Genomic DNA, 22,026 nt, shown 5'->3' on the forward strand with positions numbered 1-22,026 from the left:
CCGACGCTACTTGCAACTAACTCGCAATATCGATACCAGCCTCTGATCACGCGCCAGCACGCACAGTCATTGAGGTCGGGTATGCACCGCAGCAGGATTCTTTACGCGATACCCCTCTCCCTCGTCATGAGCGGAGAAGCCTTCGCAGCCGACCAGAATGCCGCAACCGAATTGCCCCCGCGATCGGGCACAAAAAAAGCCAGCTCAACCGGGACACAGGCCAGGACTATCGAAAAGCTCGAAGTTCGCGCACGCAGGGCTTCGACCCTCGCCTCGTCCGCAACCAAGTCGGACACGCCCCTGATCGAAACCGCCCAATCGGTCACGGTCATCACGCGCAACGAAATGGACATCCGCAACGTCCTGAACCTCAATCAGGCCGTGCGCTATACCGCGGGCATCACTGCCGATCTTCGTGGCGGCGGTGTGGGAACACGTTATGACCAGTTCGCCCTGCGCGGATTTACCGTTCCCACCTTCCTCGACGGCCTGAAGCTTCAGGACAGCCCGACCGGCTATGCCGTGGCGCAGACCGACACCTCGCGTCTGGATCGTATCGAAATTCTCAAGGGCCCGGCGTCGGCTCTTTACGGCCAGTCCAGCCCCGGCGGCCTCGTCGCGCTGTCCAGCAAGATCGCCACGGATCAGCGCTCCTATGGCAGCGTCAATGCGACCGGCGGCATGTTCGACCTGTACCGCGTGGATGCCGATGTCGGCGGCTATGTGACGGATAACGGCTTCGTCCGCTACCGCGTCAATGGCACCATCAACGGCCAGCACAGCCAGCTCGCCCGCACCGGAAGCCGCCGCTTCTCCATCAGCCCGTCCTTCACCTTCGGTGGCGACGGCCCCACGACGCTCACGATCCTCGGCAACTACCAGTACGACCCGGAAAACGGCACTTATGGTGGCGTCCCGCTCGTCGGATCGCTCAAACCGGCCTCGTTCGGCTATCTGCCGCGCAATTTCTACGACGGCGATTCATCGTTCGAAAAATACAACCGTCGCCACGGCTCCATCACCTACATCCTCAACCATCGCTTCAACAGCGACTGGAGCTTCAGCACGCGCGGCCGCTACGACGACATCAAAACCCAGTACCGCAGCGTTTATGACAGCGGCTATTACGTCTCGGACGATACGCTTGCCCGCTCGGCCATCGCCACCAACGAACATACGCACAACCTGACCTTTGACAGCCAGTTCAAGGGCCATGTCCGGACCGGACCGCTACGTCATACAATGATGTTCGGCTTCGACTACATGCAGCAGAGCGCCTCGGAAGTCGGCTATTACGGTTCAGCTCCTGATCTGAACGTCTTTCATCCGAACTCACAGATGGCCATTCCCACGCCGTCCCCCTGGGTGAACTACAACACCGACTCCCATCAGGCCGGCATCTACGGACAGGATGAGATCCACTGGCGCCACCTGATCCTGACAGGCAGCATCCGTAACGACTGGTACCGGTCCCATCAGACCGACAACATGTACAACACGACGACCAACCAGAGCCCGAGCCAGATTACCTGGCGTGCTTCGGGCCTGTATCATTTCGATTTCGGTCTTGCGCCGTATATCAGCTACTCGACATCCTTCCAGCCACAGTCCGGCAGCGTCTCGACGGATGGTGGAAAGACCGTGCGTCAGGCCAATCCGTCCCTCGGCAAGCAGCTTGAAGGCGGCCTGAAATACCAGCTTCCGGGCACCTCACTGCTCCTGACGGCTGCAGGCTTCCATATCGAGCAGACCAACGTTCTCGTTGCTGTCGGCAACACCGGCTACAGCGCCGAAAGCGGACTGGTCCATTCGGACGGTTTCGAGTTCGAAGCCCATGCCGAGCCGTTCCACAATCTCGTGCTGACAGCCGCCGTCAGCATCCAGAAGGTGCATGACGACTCAACCGGCAAGCCGCTCATCCAGTCCGGCAAGGGTAATGCCTCGCTGTTCGCCTTCTATACGATGCCGTCGGGTCCCGCGAAGGGCCTCGGCTTCGGCGGCGGCATGCGCTATTCCAATAAATCCTATGGTGGTGAAGCGTCTTACGGGAGTGTCTGGGTGCCGCAATATGCCGTGTTCGATGCGTCGGTGCGCTACGACCTGTCCAACCTCTCCCACAGCCTGCATGGCTGGAATGTGGGCGCGAGCGTCCGCAACCTCTTTGACAAGAACTTCATCGCCAATTGCCTGAGCTATGCCTCTTACGGTCAGGAATACTGCTATTACGGAGAGCGCCGCAACGCGCAGGCCAATATTGGCTTCAGCTGGTAAACCACAACCCGGAACCCGGCGCTACGACATCGCCCTGCGCCTCGTCGTGGCGTTGCCGCTCGGTTACGCCCTCTCCGCGCTGGGCGGTGTCTGCCTTGCGTACTGGCTTCCCCTGTCTAGGGCTGACAACTCCATGGCCGGGATCCTTCTCGGCCTGGTCCTCTGGCCCGTCGTTTTCATAGCAGCTTTCGCAGTCACCCGTATCAGGCGACTGCTGGCTTTCCTGATCCTCGTGGCCTCTCTCCTGAACGGCCTTGGACTCCTTGGAGGCTGGCAGCCATGAAAGGCACGTTCCGCGCGTCCATGGCCATAGTGCACACGACACTGGGTCTCGTCACGGGCTGGGTGCTGTTCGCCATTGCCCTGTCCGGCGCATTGAGCGTCTTCCGGCGAGAAATCAGCCTCTGGGCCAGGCCCGAACTTTCCACTTCCGTTTCCTCCCCCCTCCTGACGGACGCCCATGCCCTGGACTGGCTGAACCGCAACGCGTCCACCGCCAGTGCCTGGTATGTCGGCAGCGCAACTGATCTGTGTGCCTTTGCAACAGCCCTGTGGCCTGACACAAAGGGCAAATACATCCAGCGTGCCCTCGACCCCGAAACCGGAAGCCCGGATGGTATCAGGGACACGCTCGGCGGCGAATTCTTCTACCGCTTCCATTTCGAGCTTCAGCTTCCCCATCCCTGGGGGCGGCTTATCGCAGCCCTCGCCGCTCTGGCCCTCGTCGTCGGGCTGGTCACCGGCATCATCATCCATCGGCGCATCTTCGCGGATTTCTTCACCTTCCGTCCCTCGCGCGGACAGAGAAGCTGGCTGGACACGCACAATCTGCTTGGTGTCGCCGCCCTGCCTTTCCATCTGATGATTTCCTTCACGGGCGCCGTCACCCTCGGATCGCTGCTCCTTCCCTGGAGCACCCAGGCGCTTTACCGGAACGACGTCACCGCCTCCTACACGGAGCTCAATCCCGCGCTCTATTCCCGCCCGACAAGTGGCCATGCAGGTCATCTCGCACCGATCCTCCCCATGCTCCAGGAAGCTGACAGGCATTTCGGCGGCACGGGTCTGGAACAGATCTATGTCTTCAATCCGTCCGATCAGGCGTCCCTCGTTACAGTAATCGCGGGTAACAGCCGTACCGTCAGCACCTCGTCGCAGATCATCACCTTCGACGGTCCATCAGGCCACATCCTCAGGGAGCATATCGAAAAACGCCCCGTCATACGGGCCTACACATTCCTGTACGGGCTGCATGTCGCGCGTTTCGCCCCCCATGTCACACGCTGGCTGTATTTCCTGTCCGGACTGGCCCTTGCGGCCCTGATCGGCAGCGGCCTGCATCTGTGGACGCTCAAGCGCCTGCGCCGCCCACACCATATGGGACACAGGATCGTCGCCCGCCTGAATGTAGGCGTCCTGATGGGTGCACCCCTTGCCTTCGCATCCTTTTTCATCGCCAACCGCCTGCTCCCGCTGACGATGTCACACAGAGCCGGATGGGAAGTGACGACTGTCTTCATCGTCTGGGGGATCGCGCTGATCTACACGCTGCTCCGCAACCCGGAGCGAAGCTGGGCGGAGCTTCTGGCCGGCAATGCCGCAGCCTGCCTTCTGATTGCAGCACTCAGCCTGCCATGGCACGGCAGCACCATCACGGGTGTCGGCATGACAGCTCTGATCCTGTCAGCCTCTTTCGCTTTTGCAACGTATCACAGGATACGAAAAACCAGGCTCCTGGCATGATCTGGATTTCCGTTCTGTGCGGACAGTCCGCCATGCTGCTGTTCGTCGCGGCCTCCCATCGCGGAAACCGGGTCTTCTGGCATGACCGTCTGACAGCAGCACGGCAGCGCATCCTGAAATCATGCGCCGCCGCAGTTCTGCTCCTCAGCCTTATCCTTCAAACCCTCTGCGACGGCACCGTCGTCCTGAACATGATTGAATGGATCCTGCTCGCCGGCCCGGAAATCATGGTCGCGACACTCGCCTGCTCCCTGCGGGAACGCTACGAACGACCATGAACCGGAAGACGCTTATCCGGCCATCGCCGGATCGGTGAGCGTGATCTTCCCCGTTTCCATCCGGCCACCCAGAACATGCCTGAAATCCGGATCTTCCGGCGACGTCAGCGTCACGTCATACCATTGATGGCTGGCTGACAGATCCAGCCGGATCTCCTGATGCCCCCGCGCTTTGAGGATAACGGTCCGCAAGGACCCTGCGTCTCCGGCACGGTACTGAACCGTCAGCGGCACCTTGCCACCATTGGTCAGTGACAGGATGATCCCGGGCCCTTTCCCCTTGCCGCCAACGTCATAATGACAGGCCGAACGAAGCGCGACCCGATCAGCATGCCCGCGATAAGCCCGGTAGAACCCGTTGGGCGCATGCACCGCGACATCATACAGACCGTCCGCGGGCGGAAGCGTCACGTCCATCTGGTCCCCCGCCGCCACGGCATAGGTTCCCGCCTGAAGGTCACGACCGCCATTGCGATAATCATAGACATTGAACGGCGCACCGGCCGCCCGCTCTCCATGAACGCTCTGCCCGGCTCCCAGCTTCAGGCTGACCTGCCCGCGCTGCACATCAATGCCGCCGTCACAGTACAGCTCATAAGGCAGCGCACAGGCCGGACGCGTTCCGCTTTCCTGTCGCACGGTTTGTCGCAACAGATCCGGCTGATCCTTCAGTGCGGCGATCTCATCCCCGGACAGCGAGCGGAAACCACCCGGCATGGGACGGTTCCGCGCATCCTCGATAGCCTTCAAATGCGTATTCCGGTCCAGATAGCTCAGGGACGGTGCAACCTCATCATGAGCATGGAAACAGGATGTCAGATCACCGCAGATCGCCCGGCGCCATGGAGAAATATTGGTTTCCCGAACGGGTGTGCCGAACTTCTTCTCAACGAAATGTTCCAGGAACCGCAATGTCGAACTGTGATCGAAAAGCTGCGAATTGACCAGCCCACCCCGGCTCCACGGAGATGCCACAACCATCGGCACCCGGAACCCGAGCCCGATCGGGCCACTCCGTGCGAGCCGTTCGGGAACGCCCCGGCGAACCTCGTCCTCGGCGGTCGTGTATTCCAGTCCGTCCGCCCCGATCGAAGCGGAAGAGCGGCCCGTTTCCGGACGCTGCGGATCAGGAGCCGCATAGGAACAGCCGTGATCGAAATACCCGTCATTTTCATCATAGGTCAGAATGAAAATGGTCTTCTTCCAGACCTCGGGATTTTCGGTCAGGATGTTCATGACTTCCGACACATACCAGGCCCCGTACCAGGCCGATGTCGGATGATCCGAGAAATGCTCCGGCGCCGCCATCCAGGAAACGGCCGGAAGCTGGCCTGTCCGTACATCCTTGCGGAACTGGTACAGCACGTCTCCCTTCGGCGCCTTCATCCCCTTCGCATCCGGATCGTCCACGAAGGCCAGTTCTTCAAGACTGCGATAATCGGGATCGCCGCTGTTGATCACGAAGGCCTTCGTAAAAAGCTCGCGCTCCTCGGGCGTCAGCTTCTCAAATCCCTTCGCGGATTTCTGACGCTTCTTCAGAACCTCCATCAGGGCCTTCGCCTCGACAAGCTGCTCGCTCCGCTCCCCGGAAACCAGCATCTCAAGGTTTTCAAGCCGATTGATATGTTCCGAACATTCCCGGATCCGCTCTTCGATCCAGGCCCCGAAGCCCGGATTGGAGCTGACATTGAAGCTGTCGAAACACTCCAGCACGTTACAGCCGAAATTGGACAGCCAGGAACGCTCCGCCGGAGACATGCCGCCCGTCTGGCTCAGTTCGTTCTGATAGAACTTCCACGACACCCCGACTTTCTCCAGCCGCTCCGGAAAGGTCGTCCAGGTCATGCCGCCTTCCAGGATTTCCGGGTTCCGCATGTAGACGTTTGACGCGGTATTCTGCTGGTCCCGCACGGTTCCAGTCCAGAAAACGAGCCGGTTGGGTGTCGTGCTGGACATGACGCCGCAGTAGTTCTGGTCACAGACCGTAAATGCATCGGCCAGAGCGTAATAGAACGGCAGATCCTCGCGGGTATAATATCCCATCGTCAACGGATACTGCCTGTATTCCTTCTTGTGAGGTCGCTTGACGTCAATCCACCGGTCATGATGCCCCCCGTTCCAGGCATCGACCTGACTGTCCCGGGAGTGCGGGATCGAGCCCATCCAGGTGACCTTTGTGTCGTGAATGTTCAGGTGCCACGGCGCATAGGTCTCCCCGCTCTTGCCGGACTGCACGAAAACGGAGCTGCCGTTCTTCTGACGGATTGCGCGCCTGTCGTTGAAGCCGCGAACGCCGGCCAGTGTTCCGAACATATGATCGAAAGAGCGGTTTTCCTGCATCAGGATAACGACATGCTCGGCATTCAGATATGTCGTACCCGGCTCGGGCGCGATGGCGTAAGCGCGACGGATGGCGGCCGGAAGCCCTTCCGTTGCGGCTGCGGCACTACCGAACAGGGCATATTTGAGGAAGGTTCTGCGAGTGGACATATCAACCGTTGCCTGGGACAGAAAGCCGCGTATTGCGACAGACTAGAGAAATAGCCCCGGATGAATAGTCGTCTCCCGTCCCTAATTCATCCCGCAATCCCGAAACTTCATAAAAACGTCACCTGGCCGGAAACGGCGAACGGGCGCAGGTCGCTTTGCCGACCACACGCCCGTTCATTTCGAGACACAAAAAATCGCGTTCTGAATACAATCAGAAGTTGATAGACGTTTTTACGTAATACATGCCGCCATTGAAACCATAAGGCGAATAGGAGGCATATTTCGTAAGCCCCTGCTGCGTATGGGAAATGGAAGAAGGAACGCGCGTCGGATACTTGTTGCCAACATTGTTGGCACCAACCCCGATCGTCCAGCGCGGCAGGATCTTATAGTCCACCTCAAGATTGGTCAGAAGTGCGGGATTCTGCATGAAGGGGACGCTGCCGGCGCCTGTCGGAGATGCCATATAGATGATCGAGCCATAACGCATCTCCTGCACGAACGCAGACCACTTGCCGTAGGTCCAGTTCACGCTGATCTGCTCGCGGTTCTTCGGAGCCGCATGCAGGACAATTTCCTTGGTGTACTCGTTGACGAAGCTGGCGTTCGAGGAGCGGATTTCCGTATCCGAGAAATTGATTCCCATCGCAAAGCGGAACTGCCCCAGACGCCGCGTATGCAGCGTGTAGTCAGCGCTGAAGTCGCCGCCGAATGTCTGGGTATTGTAAAGGTTGGCGTAATAGGAAAGCGAAGTCGCACTCTCAAGATTATTCTGCGCAAGCAGGTTCATGAGAACGGCATCGCTCGTATCGACGCTATAGGTTTTCGTGCTTCCCAGACGGGAATTGATGGCGATGTAATAAAGATTACCCGTCACATGAAAATCATTCACCGGCGTCGCATCCACACCGATGCTGTAGCTTCGGGAATATTCACCCTTCATGCTACCTGCACCAAGATATTTGGCGATGGCGCTGTTAGCCGGGACCTGATCCACCGTATAGCCGGGATAAGGCGCAGAATAGAAATAGGACATCTCGCCCAACGTCGGCGGACGATAGCCCGTATTGATATTGGCGCGGATAGCCCAGCGCTTGTTGAAATTGTACCGTGTCCCGACCGATCCGGTCTCAACGGTCGCAAGGTTGTTGTAGCTCGCGACACGCCCGCCCAGCGTCCACTCCCACTTCTTGGTAACGTAGAAGTCCAGGTTCGCGAAGCCTTCGTAGACATCGCGGTTCTGATTGGTAACAGCCATCGGGACGTTACCCGGATGATCCGTCGCCCCAAGCCCTTCCCAGGACGCCGTCTCACCCTCGGTCATCTGGAACGTATCGTGGCGGTATTCGGCGCCAAACTTCAGATCAACCGGTCGAGGCAGAAAGCCCGTCTGGAACGAACGCGACCCGCGAATGCCGCTCGTCAGTTCCGTCGCAATGGAAGACCCGTCATAGAACGAGGTCTGCGTGCTGTCGGTGAGGGAGACGTTTTCGGAATCCTTGGTACCGTATTTCTGGGCGTCACGGCCAAACGTGACATACGCATCCCAGGCGAACCCGAATTTATGGGTCCGGATACCATTATCCGTCTCGAAATCATACTGGTCCATTGTGATATACGGCTGATCGCCGTTCGGGTACAGGTCAGTATTGATCCAGGTATCCGTATCGGCAGCGCTGCGATACGTCTCCGCCACATTGGCCCGGCGATGTGAGAATGTCGACGTGCTATAGACACTGAAGCCATTCCCCAGCGGCATAGACATGTTCTCGCTGATCGTCTCAAGCGTGGATTTCGGCAGACCAAGCCCGCGCTGAACGTCACGATTGGCCGTTTCATTCCGTGAATCGCTGTAAAGCGTTCCATAGAAATTGCCTCCACGCGTCGTGGGAAGCTGATGCGTCACCTGAGCTGCCAGATCGAGATAGCCGCCGTTATTGCCCAGAGCCATGCCATAATTGGCCGATCCATCAAGACCCTGGCCGTCACCTGCGTAATAGCCATTGTTCTTGAAGTTGATGCTGCCACCATGCGTATCGCGCTTGAGCACGATATTGACCGCACCAGCAATGGCATCCTGCCCGTAAAGCGCAGACGCGCCCTCCGTAATAACCTCGATATGATCAATTGCAGACACCGGGATCAGCGAAATGTCGCTTGGCTCACTGCCCCAGTTCGTACCGGCATTCGAATTGAAATTCGCACCAATATGGCGTCGATGCCCGTTGATAAGGATCAGCGTATCGTCAGGAGACTGCCCGCGAAGCTGCATCGTCTGGACGAACGCACTCGCTCCACCGCCTGGCAATGCCGAGGTGGTGATGGCTGGATTGGCCTGGGCCAACGCTGACAGGACGTTCGTCTGACCCGTCTTGAGCAGTTCAGCCCCCGTCACCACCGTCACCTGCGTCGTGCTGTGCCGCGCCGTCACCGGAGAGAATACGGAGTTCGTCTGCCGCCCACCGACCTGAATACTTTCAGTCGAAGAGGCCAGAAGTGACGTCGGAGCATGATGAACCGGCGCAGCACTCCGCACAGGCGCGGCACTTGCACCTTTTCGTGCAATAACCCTGTGATGTTTTACAGGCACGGATGGCGCAGTCGACGCTGCGAGAACGATATCCGGTATGAACGCGCCCAGTGCAGCACTTGCGACCAGACAGAGTTTCCAATTTGACCCAATCAACATTGCATCCCTCTCAAGTCGCCGGAATCCCGATGCGAAAGCATGAGTTTATGGTACGGATACGTTATGTTTTGGCGTCATATGGATTATTTATATTCCAATTTCGCAACGAGGACGCAGGAAAATTTCACCAGCTGCCGCAGCTTAAAAAATTAAGCATATTCCGATGGATTCATTGACGATTTCCCCCAATCGGCAGACTATCGGAATCATAGTTCGTCACATCAGGAGATTGACCAGTTGGATATCAGGCGTTTGCAGGCCTTCGTGAAGATCATCGACCTCGGCAGCATTTCACGCGCTGCCGACCTGCTGAACATCGCCCAGCCGGCACTCAGCCAGCAACTGGCCGCCCTCGAAAGCGCTTTCCGTCAGAAACTGGTCATCCGCAGCAAAAGCGGCGTCACCCCGACAATCGCTGGGTCAGTCCTTTACCGACATGTCCAGATCCTGAGCAAGCAGTTCGACCGTGCCATGGTCGAGATCACCCAAGGGGCTGGTCCCCTCGTCGGCAAGGTCTCTGTAGGCCTTTCTCCATACAGCGCGGGATCCACGCTCTCGGTTGAGCTTCTGCGCCGCATCCGGGAAGACCTTCCCGGCATCGTGCTGCATCTGACCGAAAGTTTCGACGACATATACAGTGAACTCGTCATGACGGGCCGCCTGGATATGGCCGTGATCCATGGCTCAGGCCCCATGAAAGGGGTCAGCTTTACGCCGCTGATGAAAGAGGAATTCTTTCTGCTTGCCCCGCATGCCCTCAATATTCCCTATGAGGACGAAAATACGGTCCAGCTCGCCGACATTACGGACATCCCGCTTCTGGTGCCCCCGAAGCATAACTTCGTCCGCAAGGCTATCGACATGGCCTTCCTTCGCAAGGGGCTGGAGCCAACCATCGTCGCGGAGATCGAAGCCCTGACAACCCTTCAGGGCGCAATCCAGGAAGGAATCGGCAGCACCATCCTTCCCTGGTCGGTTGCCAGCCGAATTGCCGTCGAAGGCAAATCCCGCATCTACGCCCTGCGCAATCCCGTCATCAGCGAAAACGTTTCCCTCTGCATCCCCGAACTTGTTCCCGAAACCGAGGCTTCGGTCGCGGTCCGCGAACGCCTCATTGATCTTGCCCGGGCCATGGCATCATCGCGCAACTGGCCCGGGACCCACGCCTCTACATAACAGCAGCAGTCACGCGCCCGACATTGGGCTGTGTCAGGAATTCCGGCCGCAGAAGCCCTGCAAGCTCGTTCTCGGACAACAGCTTCTCTTCAAGCACGAGCTCCGAGACCGTCCGGTTTTCTGCCAGCGCACGGCGGGCAATCTGCGAACAGGCATCATATCCAAGCACCGGCACCAGCGCAGTGACAATACCGATATTCCGCTCGAACAGATAGCGGCACCGCTCGGGATCCGCGGCAATACCAGATACGCATTTCGTAGTCAGAAGCGTCACTGCCGCCGTCAGCGTCTTCAGCGACGAGAAGAGACAGTACCCGATCATGGGCTCGAACGGATTGAGCTGGAACTGCCCACCATCGGCACACATACTCACCGTGACATCGTATCCTGCCACGAGATACGCCACCTGGTTGACGGCCTCTGGAATGACCGGGTTCACCTTACCCGGCATGATCGATGACCCTGCCTGCACGGCTGGCAGCGTGATCTCGCCGATGCCGGCCCGCGGCCCGCTGGACAGCAGCCGCAGATCGCTTGAAATCTTGGACAGCTTAAGCGCCAGGCGCTTCAGTACAGCCGAGAACTGGACGAAAACCCCGACATCCGAGGTCGCTTCAATCCTGTCAGACGCCTCCACTACCGCCAGACCGGTCAGCCTGCCAAGCTCCTGCACAACAGTCTCCGCATAACGCGGATCGGTGTTCAGACCCGTCCCGATCGCTGTCCCGCCCAGGTTGACTGTCAGGAAAGACTCGGACTGATCCCGGATATGGCGGATCTCCGTCTCCACCGCATGCTGAAACGCCCTGAATTCCTGCCCGAGCGTCATGGGAACGGCGTCCCGCAACTGGGTGCGTCCAACTTTCAGAATAGATGCGAATTCATCAGCCTTTGTCTTGAATGCGCACGCCAGATCTTCCAGAGCCGCCAGCAACGGCGCTGTGGCTGCAAGCACGCCAAGTCTCAGCGCCGTGGGGTAAACATCATTGGTAGACTGCGCCATATTCACATGGTCGTTCGGATGCACAACCCGGTAATCGCCAGGCTTCTTCCCCGCCAGTCCCAGCGCGACATTGGCGATCACTTCGTTGACATTCATATTGGTGGACGTTCCCGCCCCACCCTGCATGGCATCTACGATGAAATCATTGCGGTAATCATCGCTCTTCAACAGCGCCAGACAGGCCTCCTCGATCAGTGCGGCACGCTTATGGTCCAGATAGCCGAGCGCCCTGTTCGTCCGTGCCGCAGCCTGCTTGACCGTCACGAATGCACGGATGAAATCAGGAAACGCCCCTACGGGCTCTCCACTGATCGGAAAGTTCTGCGCCGCCCGACTGGTATGAACGCCCCAGAGCGCCTCGACCGGAATCCGGGCCTCTCCCAGCAGATCTTTCTCGACCCGGAAACCGGCTGGCGGCGGCATATCCGTCTGCTGCGGCATCATGTTTGCCGGGACTTCTGACTGGGGTGCAGATGTCGTCATTTCGGATATCCAGAACTGTGATTGAAGCAGAGCACGATCCTTCGCCAAAAGGATCTTCAGAGGCCTTGCACCCCCTGACCAGCCTGAAGCCTATTATTGCGACTTCGATTCATCCCCATATGATTGTGATATAGGGTCAGACAATTTTCGGCAGTATCTTGGCGTCATCGAAACGACTTACGATGTTTCCATTCGCGCACGCGTTACCACCCCTTGCGGCAATGGAGACCTATCAATGCCCGGTTTTGCTGATCGACTGAACGGAATTGGAGTCTCGGCCTCCGCTGCCATGACGGACAAGGCCCGCGAGCTCAAGGCGGAAGGCCTGAAGATCGTCAGCCTATCTTCCGGCGAGCCTGATTTCCCGACCCCGGACCATGTCGTGGACGCTGCCATTGCCGCTGCCCGCGGTGGCGATACCAAATACCCCCCGCAGGACGGCAAACCCGCGCTCAAAAAGGCCGTGCAGGCCAAGTTCCTGCGCGAGAACCATCTCGATTACGCCCTCGACGAAATCCTCGTCGCCAATGGTGCAAAGCAGATCATCTTCGATGCCATGATGGCGACCTGCAATACCGGTGACGAAGTCGTCCTCGCCTCCCCCTACTGGATCAGCTATTCCGACATTGCCCGCCTGTGCGGCGCAAAACCGGTGCAAGTCGCTTGTCCGGCCGAGGACAATTTCCGCCTGTCCGCCAAGGCGCTGGACGCGGCCATCACGCCGAAGACCAAATGGCTTCTGCTGAACTTCCCCAACAATCCGACCGGTGCCTGCTGCCCGCGTGAGGACATGGAAGAGATCGCCGCAGTCCTCCTGAAGCATCCGCATGTCTGGATCATGACGGACGACATCTACGAGCACCTGATCTATGACGATTTCGAGTTCTGCACCATCGCGGAAGTCGAGCCGCGCCTGAAGGACCGTGTGCTGACGGTCAACGGCGTCTCCAAGGCCTATGCCATGACCGGCTGGCGCGTTGGCTATTGTGGTGGTCCGCGTGACCTGATTGCCGCCATGAACAACATGCAGGGTCAGTCCACCAGCGGCATCAACACCATCGCCCAGGCTGCGGCCATCGCTGCCCTTGAAGGCCCTCAGGATTTCCTGAAGGAGCGTGCCGCAGAGTACCAGTCCCGTCGCGATCTCGTGGTCGGCCTGTTGAATGACATTCCCGGTGTGACCTGCCACACGCCTCAGGGCGCGTTCTACGTCTATCCCGAGATCGGTGCCTGCCTCGGCAAAACCACACCCAAGGGCCGTCATCTCGCAACAGACGCCGATTTCGTCATGGCCCTGCTGGAAGAAAAGCAGGTTGCATCTGTCCAGGGCGGCGCTTACGGCATGAGCCCTTTCTTCCGCATTTCCTACGCCACCGATCGGGAAACACTGAAGGAAGGCTGCCACCGTATCGCAGACTTCGTTACCTCCCTGACCTGAACGAAAAACGAGGAAGCCATATGGCTTCCTCGTTCCCCTAGATCCGACAGGTTGGGCTACTCTCAGACAGTCGGTTCAATCCGTACAATGATGGCCCCATAGCCGGTCAGCACACCATCCTGCCCGACAACGTCCACGACCGTTCCCTCTACAGGAACCGTAACCGGAATCTGTAGAGTTCCGATCCGCATCTGGGCCACGACATCGCCCCGGCGCACCAGCGTTCCAATTTCCGCCAGATCCGTCAGCGCCAGCACTCCGAAATAAGGTGCATTGACCGCAATATCAGTCTGCATCGTCTCAACAGGTGCACGCGGAGCGCCAGAAATCGGCACATGTGGCGCGGAAGCAGGAGCCTTCACGCGCAGAAAGCACCGCGAGCCCTTGCCATCCGAAAGCTCGATCGTCTCCAGCCCCGCCTGAACCAGCAGATCTGCAATCCGTGCGAGATCGTCTGAAGACGGGATACCTTCAAACACCGGAACCTGATTTTCCGCAGGGCTCATGATGATGACCTCTTTGCCAGCCAGCGTTCAAGATAGTGGATATCGACGCCCCCCGCCTGAAACTGCGGATCGGCCAGCAGATCCTGATGCAGCGCGATATTGGTCGAAATGCCTTCGACCCGCATCTCGGCCAACGCTACCCGCATCCGGGCAATTGCCTGTTCACGCGTTGCCCCATAGCTGATGATCTTGCCGATCAGCGAGTCATAATAAGGCTGAACCGTGTAATTGCTGACCACATGCGTATCGACGCGAATACCCGGACCACCCGGCAGATCCCACCGCGTCACCGTTCCCGGAGATGGCATGAATGTCGCGGCGTCTTCCGCATTCAGACGGCACTCGATCGCATGACCCTGCATCCGGATATCCTCCTGGCACATATCAAGCGTCTTGCCCTGCGCAATCCGCAATTGCTGGGCCACGATATCAATGCCGGTCGTCTCTTCCGTGATGGGATGTTCGACCTGGACACGCGTATTCATCTCGATGAACGCAAAGATCCCGTCTTCATACAGGAATTCAAACGTACCCGCTCCGCGGTAACCGATCTGGCGGCAGGCCTGAACACAGCGCTCCCCGATCTCGGCGATCGTCTCGGGCGGAATCCCGGGCGCTGGCGCTTCTTCCAGAACCTTCTGATGACGCCGCTGCAGGGAACAGTCCCGCGCGCCAAGCCACAACGCCGTCCCATGCGTGTCACACAGAACCTGGATTTCCACATGGCGCGGCTTCTGCATGTATTTTTCAAGATAGAGCGTCGGATTGCCAAAAGCCTGCTGAGCCTCCTTGGCTGTCAGGGCCACGGCATCGTCCAGTTCATCCACACTATGAACCACCCGCATGCCACGACCGCCGCCGCCGCCCGAAGCCTTGACGATCACTGGAAAGCCAACCTCAAGCGCAATGGCTCTGACCTCTTCTGCAGAAGACGGCAACGGCCCGTCGGACCCCGGCACACAGGGCACACCAGCATCGCGCATGGCCCGCTTTGCCGTGATCTTGTCACCCATCATGCGAATGGAATCACCTGTCGGCCCGACAAAGGTCAGTCCAGCCGCTTCCACCGCATCCGCAAAATCCGCATTTTCAGAAAGGAATCCATATCCCGGATGGATGGCTCCCGCGTCTGTCACTTTCGCAGCCAGAAGCAGACCTTCCATATCCAGATAGCTTTTCGAGGCGGCGGCCGGGCCGATGCACAAAGCTACATCCGCCTCACGGACGTGCCGACTATCTGCATCCGCTTCCGAATACACTGCCACCGTCTCCAGCCCGAGCTGACGGCAGGCACGCTGGATCCGTAGGGCAATTTCCCCACGATTGGCAATCAGAACTCTTTTGAAACGCTGCATGTCACTCATACCAGACGGAACAGAGGTGTTCCCATGTCGACTTCGGCGCCGGCAGCCACGAGAACCTCCTCAATCGTCCCCGCAACGGTCGCGCGAACAGGATTGAAAACCTTCATGGCCTCAAGAAGCCCCACCTGCTGTCCTGCCTCGACCTTCTGGCCAACAGTGACATAAGGTGGCGCATCCGGTGACGGAGAAAGGTGAAAAACCCCGTAGGACGGCGCAGTGATCGTCTCCGCGGCTTTGGGGACAGAGACCACTGCCGGTGCAGCCTTTGCCGCAACCGGTGCCTTCTCTGTCGAGGCCACATGCGCGGTGGCGGCCACAGGAGCATCCTGCGTTCCACACGCCTTCGCAAGACGGATCTTCCGACCGTTTTCCTCAATCTCAAGCTCCACAATCGGAGCCTGAGCCATGAGATCGATCAGACGACTGATCTGTGAGATATCCACTGCCATCAGGCCGGAGTAGACGTTTTCTTCGCAAAATTCAGACCACCCACGACCTGCATCGTCGGTAGCACTTCCATGAAGCTGACATTCATGCGCTGGGGAGCCAGAACCGCAAACGCCACGGAGTTCGCGATATCTTCCGGCAGCAGCGAATCATACTCATCGAAAAAGCGCTTCTTCGCCTCGGCCATGTCTCCGATCAGACGACCGAAAACTTCCGTCTCCACACGCGCCGGCGAAACTTCCGTCACCCGGATCTGACGGCCGAACAGATCACAGCGCAACTGCTGCGACAGCGAATGCACACCGGCTTTTGTCGTATGATAGACCGTATTGCCGCCCGCAAAGGCATAGTGACCGGCAATCGAGCTAATATTCACGATATGCCCGCGGTCCCGCGCGATCATCCCTGGGACCACCAGCCGCGTCAATTGCAGGACAGCGCGCAGATTCACATCCACCAGCGCATCAATGTCCTCAGGGGTCGTGTTGGTGATATTACCCGTCCGCGACTGTCCCGCATTGTTCACCAGAACATCGACTTCCAGCCCGGCAAGGAGTGCCTCAAGCCCGGCCTGGTCCGACACGCTGACGGCATGGGGAATGCACCCCGTTTCGCTCGCCAGCGCCTCAAGGCGCTTCGCATCGCGGGCCAGAGCATGAACTTCAATGCCGCTTTCGCTCAGCCGCCGGACAATGGCAGCGCCAATGCCCGAAGAAGCGCCAGTAACGAGAGCGGTGCGGTAAGGAGTATTGCTCATGCGAATGAGACCCATTGCTGGAGGACAGGAAGAGACCGCCATCAGCGCCGCATGAAATACGGAACATCCGGCAGGAATATTATTCCGACGCTAATGGAGTTATTTCACAAACACCAAGAGCCGTTCGTTCTTGCCCCATAACATAATCCGATGGAACCCTTACCTTACCCTCTGGAACCATAAGATTATCCAATGACATCACACGGCGAATTGCTCTGGCCATCATTCCCGTGCCAGTCATATCGTTTCGTTACCGCCTCAAAAGCGGACTTGAGAAAATGAGACGGAACCGTCACAGCCCGGGAACTGCATGTTTTGACCGCAGACACGCTCCTCACACCGGACCGGCGTCACGCCGCCAGCGCCCCGGTCATCAGCATGATGGGCACACGCGCCATGCTGTTCGAAGCACCCGGCGAATTCACCATGCGGCAGCAGCAGCGGATCTGGGCTCTCATCGCCCATACCGAAAACCGCCCGGACATCCAGGAACTCGTCCCCGGCGTCACGAACCTGCTCCTGATCTTCACCCATGCCCCCGAGCATCCGGAACAGACCGCAGACTGGCTCCGGAACGCCTGGGAAATGCTCCCACCCCGCCAGATCGAAGGACGGCTCTTTGAAGTGGGCGTGCAGTATGGTGGCGCGTTGGGTGACGATCTTGCTGCGGTTTCTGCCCATACGGGCCTGCCTCCTGAAGAGGTCATCCGACTTCATCACGAAGGCGAATATACCGTCTGTGCCGTCGGGAGCGCGCCGGGTTTCGGCTATCTGCACGGTCTCGATCCCCGCATCGCCACGCCACGAAAATCCGTGCCATCACTCAACATGCCGGCAGGAACCGTGACGATCGGCGGCATGCAGGCAGGAATTTCTGCGCTGACTGGCCCGAATGGCTGGAACTCGATCGGCTATACCGAAATCTGCCTTTTCGATCCGTATCGCGCTTCTCCTTCCCTTTTTGCCATTGGCGATCGTATCCGTTTTTACCCGGAAAGCATCGAACTGTGATTACGATCCTCGAGACCGCACCCCTCAATACCGTGCAGGATCTGGGACGGCCAGGATATCGTAATCTCGGCGTCGGCAGCTCAGGCGTCATGGATCCCCTGGCCCTGGAAATCGGGAACATTCTTCTGGACAATGAGCCAGGGGCCGCCTGCATCGAACTCCAGACCTACCCGTTCGTCATCCGCTTCGAAACGCCGACCAGTTTCGCTGTTACCGGCATCGATGCGCCGCTGACACTGGACGGCAAGCCTGTTCTTGCATGGTCTGTCGAGACTGCTGCTTCCGGACAGGTCCTTCAGGTTGGCATCCCGAAAACGGGTGCCCGCGGCTATGTCTGTGTGAGCGGCGGTATTGACGTGCCCGTTGTTCTCGGCTCACGCAGCACGCAGCTCCGGGGCAGCTTCGGAGGCGTTGAAGGGCGGTTTCTGGAAGCTGGCGACGAGCTTGTAACGCAGCCTGCAACCGAGCATCTATCCGGCTATGGTGCTGTCCCCCCTGTTCGCATCCTTGATACAGGGCCGTGCGAAGAAAAAACCGTCTCCCTGCGTGCCGTTCCCGGAACGGATTATACACGCTTTACAGAAGACTCCCGCGAGCGTTTCTGGGGCCATCCGTGGCGGATCACGCCGCAAAGCAACCGTGTCGGATACCGCCTCAGCGGCGCGCCCCTGACGTTGCTCGAAAAGGTCGAATTGCGATCATACGGCATTATTCCGGGGATCGTGCAGGTACCGCCAGCCGGCGAACCTATCGTGCAACTCGCAGACGCCAACACCGCAGGCGGCTATCCACGTATCGCAACCGTCATCGAAGCTGATCTGTGGCGTCTGGCGCAGGCCCGGATCGGGACAGCCATCCGCTTCGTGGAATGCAGCCACAAGGCAGGCATCGAAGCCGATCAGCCGATCAATCGCTACCTTGAAGACCTGCGTCTGATGGTGGCGCATTATCGCGCGTCCAGTCAGTCCCGAAACGGCGCAAAACCCGGAGGCAAAGCATGAAAATCGACCTCAATTCCGATATGGGCGAAGGCTTTGGCCGCTGGCGGATCGCCGATGACGACGGGCTGATGGATGTCATCTCGTCCGCCAACATCGCCTGCGGCTTCCATGCCGGTGATTACGCGATCATGAACCGGACCGTCCAGCTCGCCAAGGAAAAGGGCGTCGGTATTGGTGCACACCCGGGATTGCCCGATCTCATGGGCTTTGGTCGCCGGTCCATGTCCATTTCGGACGCCGATATGGAAGCCATGATGGTCTATCAGATCGGGGCGCTTCAGGCTGTTGCCGCACTGCATGGGCACCGCGTAACCCATGTCAGCTACCATGCTGCCTTCGGGAATATGGCCAATGCTGATGAAGGGCTCGCATTGCGGCTCGCCCGTGCCATTGCGGCTCTGGACAGGGAACTGACGGTCTTCTGCATGCCCGGACAGCTTACGGAGCGTGCAGCGGACAAGGCCGGCATCCGTGCCCAGACCCTTTTCCTTGCAGATCGTGCCTATACAAGCCTCGGGACCCTCGTGCCACGCGGTCAGCCCGGTGCCGTCATTCATGATCTTGATGCCGTCAGGGCACGTGTCAGGCAGTTTCTTGAAGATGGTTCTGTCACAACCTCCGTCGGTTCACGGCTTGAAGTGAAGGCACAGTCCATTCTGGTACACAGTGACACGCCGGGATCGCTCGAACTGGCAAAGGCCATCCGCTCGGAAATTGAAGCGACGGGCGCAACCCTCACACCAGCTTTCCAGCTTCCAGACTGACATCCATAAGAAATCCTTATTGCGACGCCGGAAGTTCCTATAGCTGGATTTCACGAACATGCATTACGTTTTCAGAACGTCGCAGGAAATCGTTCCTGCAACACTTCTGGGTCCGTTATCAGAGCACTACTGTATCAGTATCGTGCATCGGGGTATGAGTTTTCATGAAGCATGATCTGAAACGCGGAGCATTGCTTCTGGCCTCAGCTACATTTTTCGTTGCAGCTTTGAACGCACTCCAGAAGCTGACAGGTTCACGACTTCCGGCGCTTGAAATCATATTCTTTCGCAATCTGTTCTCGCTTCCCTTTGTTCTTCTGATTGCTTCCAGAACAGGGATTATTCTCAAAACGCATCACTTCGGTGGCCATCTGATCCGCTCTGTCGTCGGGCTGATCAGCATGATTATGGTGGTCATCACGGTGACACGCCTGCCGCTGGCAGAGCAGCAGGTCCTGTCCTACACGCAGCCCCTGTTTCTGGTGCTGCTCTCGATCCCGCTGCTCCATGAACGTCCGTCTCTCCAGCGATGGGTTGCAGTCCTGATAGGATTTGCTGGGGTTGTGGTGGTCGCCCTTGGCAAAGGGCTGCTCAACACGGACGCGACATCAGTTTCCACGATCATCTATCTGCTTGCGCTGGCACAGGGCGCAGTCGGCGCACTGACGACCATGCAGATCCGACAACTCTCTGCCACAGAGGCCAGTACAACAATTTCGCTCTGGCAGGCCATTCTCATGAGCCTCATGACGGCAGCTCCTCTCCCATTCATTTGGGTCACACCAGGCTTTCAGGATGCACTGTGCCTGGTCGTCGTCGGAGCATTTGCTGGTATTGCCCAGGTCCTCCAGACCGAAGCATTTGCGTCCACGCAGGTCTCGGCAATCGGGCCTTTCGCCTATACCGGCCTTCTCTGGGCAGCACTGATCGGCTGGTTGGGGTTCGGAGAAATTCCCAGTTCCGCAATGGCTGTGGGCGCAGTTCTGATTATCGGCTCAGGCATCTGGATGCTTCGCCATGACCGGGCCTCAAAAGCCCGGGCGACCGTCACCGCAACAGTTGAAGCGGCGGAAGGCTCCTGATTTCTTCTTCTCATCCACCTTATCCATACCAATCCACGATTTCGGACCTTCCCTTCCGAAACGACAGAAATTCCCGGAGACCGACAGCGTGACAACAGATCAAGCCACAACGTCCCAATCCCGGAATCGGAACGTTCCGTCTCGCTATATATTCTTTTTTCTTGTCTTCCTGATGTATGTCATCAGCTACGGCGACCGTGCAGCTCTTTCCATCGCCCTTCCGACGCTTGGCAGGGAATTCACGCTCTCTCCCGTGCAGATGGGATGGGTGTCATCCAGCTTCCTGTGGTCGTATTTCCTGCTGAATCTCCCCTCGACCATGCTTCTCGATCGCAAGGGAGCGCGCCTGATCGGCAGTCTGGCCGTCTCGCTCTGGTCTTTTGCAATGCTCCTGGGCGGAATGGTTCACAATATCACCCAGTTCCTGATGACGCGCGTTCTCCTCGGCGTAGGCGAAGCACCGACTTTTGGTGTGGGTGCAACCGTCGTCCGCAACTGGGCGCTTCCCAAGGAGCGCGGCTCTGTCATGACGGTCCTGCTGACCGGCATGCAGCTCGGACTGGCTGGTGGCACGATCGCAGGCGCCTATCTGATTGCCCTGTTTGGCTGGCGGTTCGAATTCATGGCCCTCGGGATCATCGGACTGATCTGGGCCACCATCTGGTGGATGGTCTATCGTGCCCCTGCTGAAAAAGCTTCTGCCCCTGCCCGTGCGCCCTTTTCAGTCGCATCGATACAGAACCTTTTCCGCTCCCCGTCCTTTCTTGGCATCCTCGTGGTCCAGTGTACCCAGAATTACCTGAATTTCCTGGTGATGTCCTGGATGCCCCTTTACCTCATTCATGAACTTCATATCGATATTACCGGTACCGGCACGCGAACAGCGCTCTGCTATCTTTCCGCAGCCCTCGGAGCCATCATTATTGGACGCATTCTAGAACACATCACATTCCGCAACGGCATTCACCCGCCTCGCCGCAGGTTTATTGTCGCCATCTGTCTAACGGGAGCCGCGACGATCGGTTTTCTGCCCCATTTCCATACAATGACGCCGATCCTCTTCATCCTTGGCGGCTCTCTTGCCTGCCTGATTGCTGCAAACGGAGCCAATACGGCCCTGCTGACAGACCTGATCGAGGACGGAGACAAGATCGGCACGGTTACTGGCGTCACACTGACCTGTAGCAATTCCCTGGGGCTTTTTGCCCCCATCGTGACGGGCTACATCGTTTCTTACACCGGACGTTTTGATATGGCGTGGTATATGTGCTCAGCCGGACTGATTGGCGCAGGAGCACTCTCGCTCCTGCTGGTTCGTGCTCCGATCTCGATGCGCAGCAGCCCTTAGTTGCCCAGTGAGCGATCGACGGAACGACCGGCGCGTTCGACCGGGCCTTTCGGCGGATCGACGGTGTCACGGACCTTTTCCCCGAATGTCCGGTGATGCTCACATGCCGTCAGGGTCACGCAGGAGACCGAAAGAGCCAACAGAAGCAGGATTGATTTACGCATACGGACTGTCC

The 22,026-nt window shown here is 58.4% G+C and carries 19 protein-coding genes; 11 read left to right on the forward strand and 8 right to left on the reverse strand.

Annotated features, from left to right (window positions below; all coding sequences use genetic code 11):
• Window positions 1-81: 81 nt before the first annotated feature.
• The 4 genes from HKD27_RS09205 to HKD27_RS09220 are packed head-to-tail and all read left to right on the forward strand — an operon-like array spanning window position 82 to window position 4,292.
• On the forward strand, window positions 82-2,271 hold the full coding sequence (locus HKD27_RS09205; protein WP_194689286.1) for a TonB-dependent siderophore receptor: 2,190 nt from the start codon (window positions 82-84) through the stop codon (window positions 2,269-2,271).
• Window positions 2,255-2,554, forward strand: coding sequence for a hypothetical protein (locus tag HKD27_RS09210; RefSeq protein WP_194689287.1), 300 nt, complete (start codon window positions 2,255-2,257; stop codon window positions 2,552-2,554). Before HKD27_RS09205 ends, HKD27_RS09210 begins: the two co-directional genes overlap by 17 nt.
• Window positions 2,551-4,014 carry a PepSY domain-containing protein gene (locus HKD27_RS09215; protein ID WP_194689288.1) on the forward strand — a complete coding sequence of 488 codons (1,464 nt, stop codon included), beginning with the start codon at window positions 2,551-2,553 and terminating at the stop codon, window positions 4,012-4,014. The genes HKD27_RS09210 and HKD27_RS09215 overlap by 4 nt, the downstream gene beginning before the upstream one ends.
• Window positions 4,011-4,292 carry a hypothetical protein gene (locus HKD27_RS09220; protein WP_194689289.1) on the forward strand — a complete coding sequence of 94 codons (282 nt, stop codon included), beginning with the start codon at window positions 4,011-4,013 and terminating at the stop codon, window positions 4,290-4,292. The genes HKD27_RS09215 and HKD27_RS09220 overlap by 4 nt, the downstream gene beginning before the upstream one ends.
• Window positions 4,293-4,304: 12 nt before the next feature.
• On the opposite strand, the gene HKD27_RS09225 is transcribed toward HKD27_RS09220, so the two are convergent.
• Window positions 4,305-6,782, reverse strand: coding sequence for a phosphocholine-specific phospholipase C (locus HKD27_RS09225; RefSeq protein ID WP_194689290.1), 2,478 nt, complete (start codon window positions 6,780-6,782; stop codon window positions 4,305-4,307).
• 211 nt (window positions 6,783-6,993) lie between these two features.
• Complete coding sequence (locus HKD27_RS09230; RefSeq protein WP_194689291.1) at window positions 6,994-9,471, reverse strand: TonB-dependent siderophore receptor; 2,478 nt, start codon at window positions 9,469-9,471, stop codon at window positions 6,994-6,996.
• Window positions 9,472-9,708: 237 nt separating this feature from the next.
• Here HKD27_RS09230 and HKD27_RS09235 point away from each other — a divergent pair, with 237 nt between their 5' ends.
• Window positions 9,709-10,647 (forward strand): LysR substrate-binding domain-containing protein, encoded by a 939-nt coding sequence (locus HKD27_RS09235; RefSeq protein WP_194265096.1) that lies wholly within the window; start codon window positions 9,709-9,711, stop codon window positions 10,645-10,647.
• Here HKD27_RS09235 and HKD27_RS09240 read toward each other — a convergent pair.
• Window positions 10,640-12,133 carry an aspartate ammonia-lyase gene (locus HKD27_RS09240; RefSeq protein ID WP_081107225.1) on the reverse strand — a complete coding sequence of 498 codons (1,494 nt, stop codon included), beginning with the start codon at window positions 12,131-12,133 and terminating at the stop codon, window positions 10,640-10,642. The two genes, HKD27_RS09235 and HKD27_RS09240, sit on opposite strands and share 8 nt — an antisense overlap.
• A gap of 235 nt (window positions 12,134-12,368) precedes the next feature.
• On the opposite strand from HKD27_RS09240, the gene HKD27_RS09245 reads away from it, so the two are divergent.
• Window positions 12,369-13,571, forward strand: coding sequence for a pyridoxal phosphate-dependent aminotransferase (locus HKD27_RS09245; RefSeq protein WP_194689292.1), 1,203 nt, complete (start codon window positions 12,369-12,371; stop codon window positions 13,569-13,571).
• Between the two features lie 62 nt (window positions 13,572-13,633).
• Here HKD27_RS09245 and HKD27_RS09250 read toward each other — a convergent pair whose 3' ends face one another.
• From HKD27_RS09250 to HKD27_RS09265, 4 genes are read right to left on the reverse strand one after another with little or no spacing between them, the layout of a single operon-like run.
• The gene (locus HKD27_RS09250) at window positions 13,634-14,077 is read right to left on the reverse strand and encodes a hypothetical protein (protein WP_194689293.1); all 444 of its coding nucleotides are present in this window, start codon (window positions 14,075-14,077) and stop codon (window positions 13,634-13,636) included.
• Window positions 14,074-15,441, reverse strand: a complete 1,368-nt coding sequence (accC, locus tag HKD27_RS09255) for an acetyl-CoA carboxylase biotin carboxylase subunit (RefSeq protein WP_194689294.1) — start codon at window positions 15,439-15,441, stop codon at window positions 14,074-14,076. Before accC ends, HKD27_RS09250 begins: the two co-directional genes overlap by 4 nt.
• Window positions 15,438-15,884, reverse strand: a complete 447-nt coding sequence (locus tag HKD27_RS09260; RefSeq protein ID WP_194689295.1) for a biotin/lipoyl-containing protein — start codon at window positions 15,882-15,884, stop codon at window positions 15,438-15,440. The genes accC and HKD27_RS09260 overlap by 4 nt, the downstream gene beginning before the upstream one ends.
• 5 nt (window positions 15,885-15,889) lie before the next feature.
• Window positions 15,890-16,645, reverse strand: coding sequence for an SDR family oxidoreductase (locus HKD27_RS09265; protein ID WP_062495367.1), 756 nt, complete (start codon window positions 16,643-16,645; stop codon window positions 15,890-15,892).
• A 378-nt stretch (window positions 16,646-17,023) separates the two neighbouring features.
• Between HKD27_RS09265 and pxpB the strand changes: the two genes are divergently transcribed.
• The 5 genes from pxpB to HKD27_RS09290 all read left to right on the forward strand — a co-directional run bounded on the left by pxpB (window position 17,024) and on the right by HKD27_RS09290 (window position 21,851).
• The gene (gene pxpB / locus HKD27_RS09270; protein ID WP_081107232.1) at window positions 17,024-17,656 is read left to right on the forward strand and encodes a 5-oxoprolinase subunit PxpB; all 633 of its coding nucleotides are present in this window, start codon (window positions 17,024-17,026) and stop codon (window positions 17,654-17,656) included.
• On the forward strand, window positions 17,653-18,657 hold the full coding sequence (locus HKD27_RS09275; RefSeq protein ID WP_194689296.1) for a biotin-dependent carboxyltransferase family protein: 1,005 nt from the start codon (window positions 17,653-17,655) through the stop codon (window positions 18,655-18,657). The genes pxpB and HKD27_RS09275 overlap by 4 nt, the downstream gene beginning before the upstream one ends.
• Entirely contained in the window at window positions 18,654-19,421 is a 768-nt protein-coding gene (locus HKD27_RS09280) for a LamB/YcsF family protein (protein ID WP_194265101.1), read from the forward strand. Before HKD27_RS09275 ends, HKD27_RS09280 begins: the two co-directional genes overlap by 4 nt.
• Window positions 19,422-19,585: 164 nt before the next feature.
• Entirely contained in the window at window positions 19,586-20,503 is a 918-nt protein-coding gene (locus tag HKD27_RS09285) for a DMT family transporter (protein WP_194265102.1), read from the forward strand.
• Window positions 20,504-20,675: 172 nt separating this feature from the next.
• Window positions 20,676-21,851 (forward strand): MFS transporter, encoded by a 1,176-nt coding sequence (locus HKD27_RS09290; RefSeq protein WP_194265103.1) that lies wholly within the window; start codon window positions 20,676-20,678, stop codon window positions 21,849-21,851.
• Here HKD27_RS09290 and HKD27_RS09295 read toward each other — a convergent pair.
• The gene (locus HKD27_RS09295) at window positions 21,848-22,015 is read right to left on the reverse strand and encodes a hypothetical protein (protein WP_165919968.1); all 168 of its coding nucleotides are present in this window, start codon (window positions 22,013-22,015) and stop codon (window positions 21,848-21,850) included. The two genes, HKD27_RS09290 and HKD27_RS09295, sit on opposite strands and share 4 nt — an antisense overlap.
• Window positions 22,016-22,026: the final 11 nt, after the last annotated feature.

The sequence above is a fragment of the Gluconobacter sp. R75690 genome (assembly GCF_015244525.1).
Lineage (GTDB): Bacteria > Pseudomonadota > Alphaproteobacteria > Acetobacterales > Acetobacteraceae > Gluconobacter > Gluconobacter potus.

What these genes read in the sequence shown, in the direction of transcription:
- HKD27_RS09205 (WP_194689286.1), top strand. Translation starts at nt 82, where the DNA reads ATGCACCGCAGCAGGATTCTTTACGCGATACCCCTCTCCCTCGTCATG.
- HKD27_RS09220 (WP_194689289.1), top strand. Translation starts at nt 4,011, where the DNA reads ATGATCTGGATTTCCGTTCTGTGCGGACAGTCCGCCATGCTGCTGTTC.
- HKD27_RS09245 (WP_194689292.1), top strand. Translation starts at nt 12,369, where the DNA reads ATGCCCGGTTTTGCTGATCGACTGAACGGAATTGGAGTCTCGGCCTCC.
- HKD27_RS09280 (WP_194265101.1), top strand. Translation starts at nt 18,654, where the DNA reads ATGAAAATCGACCTCAATTCCGATATGGGCGAAGGCTTTGGCCGCTGG.
- HKD27_RS09290 (WP_194265103.1), top strand. Translation starts at nt 20,676, where the DNA reads ATGTATGTCATCAGCTACGGCGACCGTGCAGCTCTTTCCATCGCCCTT.
- HKD27_RS09295 (WP_165919968.1), bottom strand. Translation starts at nt 22,015, where the DNA reads ATGCGTAAATCAATCCTGCTTCTGTTGGCTCTTTCGGTCTCCTGCGTG.
- HKD27_RS09225 (WP_194689290.1), bottom strand. Translation starts at nt 6,782, where the DNA reads ATGTCCACTCGCAGAACCTTCCTCAAATATGCCCTGTTCGGTAGTGCC.
- pxpB (WP_081107232.1), top strand. Translation starts at nt 17,024, where the DNA reads ATGATGGGCACACGCGCCATGCTGTTCGAAGCACCCGGCGAATTCACC.
- HKD27_RS09250 (WP_194689293.1), bottom strand. Translation starts at nt 14,077, where the DNA reads ATGAGCCCTGCGGAAAATCAGGTTCCGGTGTTTGAAGGTATCCCGTCT.
- HKD27_RS09285 (WP_194265102.1), top strand. Translation starts at nt 19,586, where the DNA reads ATGAAGCATGATCTGAAACGCGGAGCATTGCTTCTGGCCTCAGCTACA.
- accC (WP_194689294.1), bottom strand. Translation starts at nt 15,441, where the DNA reads ATGAGTGACATGCAGCGTTTCAAAAGAGTTCTGATTGCCAATCGTGGG.
- HKD27_RS09265 (WP_062495367.1), bottom strand. Translation starts at nt 16,645, where the DNA reads ATGAGCAATACTCCTTACCGCACCGCTCTCGTTACTGGCGCTTCTTCG.
- HKD27_RS09215 (WP_194689288.1), top strand. Translation starts at nt 2,551, where the DNA reads ATGAAAGGCACGTTCCGCGCGTCCATGGCCATAGTGCACACGACACTG.
- HKD27_RS09230 (WP_194689291.1), bottom strand. Translation starts at nt 9,471, where the DNA reads ATGTTGATTGGGTCAAATTGGAAACTCTGTCTGGTCGCAAGTGCTGCA.
- HKD27_RS09240 (WP_081107225.1), bottom strand. Translation starts at nt 12,133, where the DNA reads ATGACGACATCTGCACCCCAGTCAGAAGTCCCGGCAAACATGATGCCG.